The following is a 2595-nucleotide window of genomic DNA, read 5'->3' on the forward strand; positions in this document are numbered from 1 at the left end:
CGTGGTCGAATATGCCGACAAGCGCATCGCCGAGGGCGTGGGCCCGATGCATGCCTATACCGACGCGGCCAAGCGCATGTTCTGGCCGGTCGTGTCGTCGACCGCCACCACGCTCTGCGCCTTCCTGCCCATGCTGTTCTGGCCGGGCGTGCCGGGTGAGTTCATGGGCATGCTGCCGGTCACGCTGATCTTCGTGCTGTCGGCCTCGCTGGTCGTCGCGCTCGTCTATCTGCCCGTGGTGGGCGGCATCGTCGGCCGGGGCGAGCGATGGCTGCGCCAGCGGATCGAGGCGATCGCGCGCCTGCCGCTCCTCGCGCATCTCCTGCTCCTGCCGGCCTCGGTGCTGCCGATCGGGCTCGCCGCCATGGGCGTGCCGCTGGCCGTGGCCGGGATCGGCCGCGTCTTCGCCACCATGGACACGGGCAACCTCCTGGGCTCGGTCGTGCCGGTGCTGCTCGCCGTCTTCGCGGGCGGACTGGTCGTGGCGCTGCTCGCGGGCGTCGCGGTCGTGGGCGCGGTGGCGCTGATCCTCGCCGCGGTGGCGCTGCCCGCGCGCATGGGCCGCGCGGCCGGCGCCGGCATCCGGCGGCTCCTCGGGCGCGGCGACACCGGGCGCGTCGCCTCGGGCTACCGCCGCTCGCCCTTCGGCCACCTGATCGCGCTCGTCTCGCAGAACCCGGTCGGCCCGCTCGTGGCCATCGCCGCGGTCTTCGTCTTCGTCGGCACGACCTACTTCTACTACGGCGAGAACCAGAACGGGACGGAGTTCTTCGTCGAGAGCGAGCCCGAATTCGCGCTCGTCTACGTCCGCGCCCGCGGCAACCTGAGCCTCGCCGAGAAGGACGCGCTGGTCGCCCGCGCGGAACGGATCGTGCTCGAACACCCGGGCGTGCGCTCGGCCTTCGCCTTCGCGGGCGAATCCGGCCTCTCGAACAATACCGGCGGCGCCGCCGCGCCCAAGGACACGATCGGCCAGGTCCAGTTCGAGACCATCCCCTGGGAGGAACGCGCCGACCGTCCCGATCTCGACGGCGACGTGGTCATCGCCGAGCTCTCGGCCGCGCTCGCCCGCATCCCGGGCATCGAGACCGAGATCCTCAACCTCGCCATGGGTCCGGCCTCCGCCAAGCCCGTGCACCTGCGCATCATGGGCGAGGACTGGGACGACCTCCTCACCGTGACCGCGGCGGCGCGGGCGCAGTTCGAGGCGACGCCGGGCCTGCGGCTGATCGAGGACACCCGTCCCCTGCCCGGCATCGACTGGGAGATCGCGGTCGATGTCGAGAAGGCGGGCCGCTACGGCGCCAACGTGGCGACCGTGGGCGCCATGGTCCAGCTCGTGACCCGCGGGCTCCTGATCGGCACCGCCTCGCCCGGCGACACCTCGGACGAGGAGCGCGACATCCGCGTGCGCCTGCCCGAGGAGGACAGGCTGTTCTCGACCCTCGACACGCTCAAGGTGCGCACCGCCGACGGGCTCGTGCCGCTCTCGAACTTCATCACCCGCCGCCCGGTCGAGAAGCTCGCCGAGATCAACCGCGTCGACCAGAAGCGGCATTTCGACGTCAAGGCCGACGTGACGCCGGACCTCTTCAAGGCGGTGGACGGCACCGACGCCATCGTGGCGACCCTGCGCAAGCTCGACGGCCCGGGCGACGACGCCGCGGTGACGGGGCCCGACGGGGCCTACGCGCTCTTCGACGCCGGAGCCGGCCTCACCGCCGGGGAGCTGACCCGCGGGCTCGCCGCGGGAGAGCTCCGCGCCGTGCCGATCACGCCCAACGAACGCATCGGCGTCCTCACCGACTGGATCGGGGCGCAGGACCTGCCCCCGGGCGTCGCCTGGGAATGGACCGGCGACCAGGAGGACGAGGCCGAAAGCCAGGCCTTCCTCGGCCAGGCCTTCGGCGCGGCGCTCGGGCTCATGTTCGTGATCCTGCTCGCGCAGTTCAATTCGGTCTACAACGCGGTGCTGGTGCTGCTCGCGGTGGTGCTTTCCACCGCGGGCGTGCTGATCGGGATGCTGGTCATGGGCCAGACCTTCTCGATCATCATGACCGGGACCGGGATCGTCGCGCTCGCCGGGATCGTGGTGAACAACAACATCGTGCTGATCGACACCTACCAGGAATACGAACGCTACATGCCGCGGACCGAGGCCATCGTGCGCACGGCCGAGGCGCGCATCCGCCCGGTCCTCCTGACCACGATCACCACCATGGCGGGTCTTGCGCCGATGATGTTCGGCCTCAGCCTCGACTTCTTCGCCGGAGGCTACACGATCGACAGCCCGACCGCGCTCTGGTGGAAACAGCTCGCGACCGCGGTGGTGTTCGGCCTCGGCATCGCGACGGTGCTGACGCTGATCTTCACCCCGGCGATGCTCGCGGCCCGCGCCTGGGTCGCGACCTATGCCGACTGGACGGGCCGCGCGCTCGGCGCGCTGTCCCTCGGCCGGGCAAGCCGCGCGGCCCAGGACTGGGCGGTGATGCGCGCCGCGCGCCGGGTCGGCGCCCCGACGATCCTCTGGGAGGAGACGGCGGGCCCGCCGGCGGCCGGCGACGCCACCGGCGCGGCGCCCGGCCGGCCGCTCCG

1 protein-coding gene is annotated in these 2595 nt (G+C 72.0%); it reads left to right on the top strand.

The window, feature by feature from the left end:
- Window positions 1–2595: efflux RND transporter permease subunit (locus tag RISW2_RS22645; protein WP_051492373.1), on the top strand; the 2595-nt coding region annotated here is incomplete at both ends.

Source organism: Roseivivax isoporae LMG 25204 (assembly GCF_000521865.1).
GTDB lineage: Bacteria > Pseudomonadota > Alphaproteobacteria > Rhodobacterales > Rhodobacteraceae > Roseivivax > Roseivivax isoporae.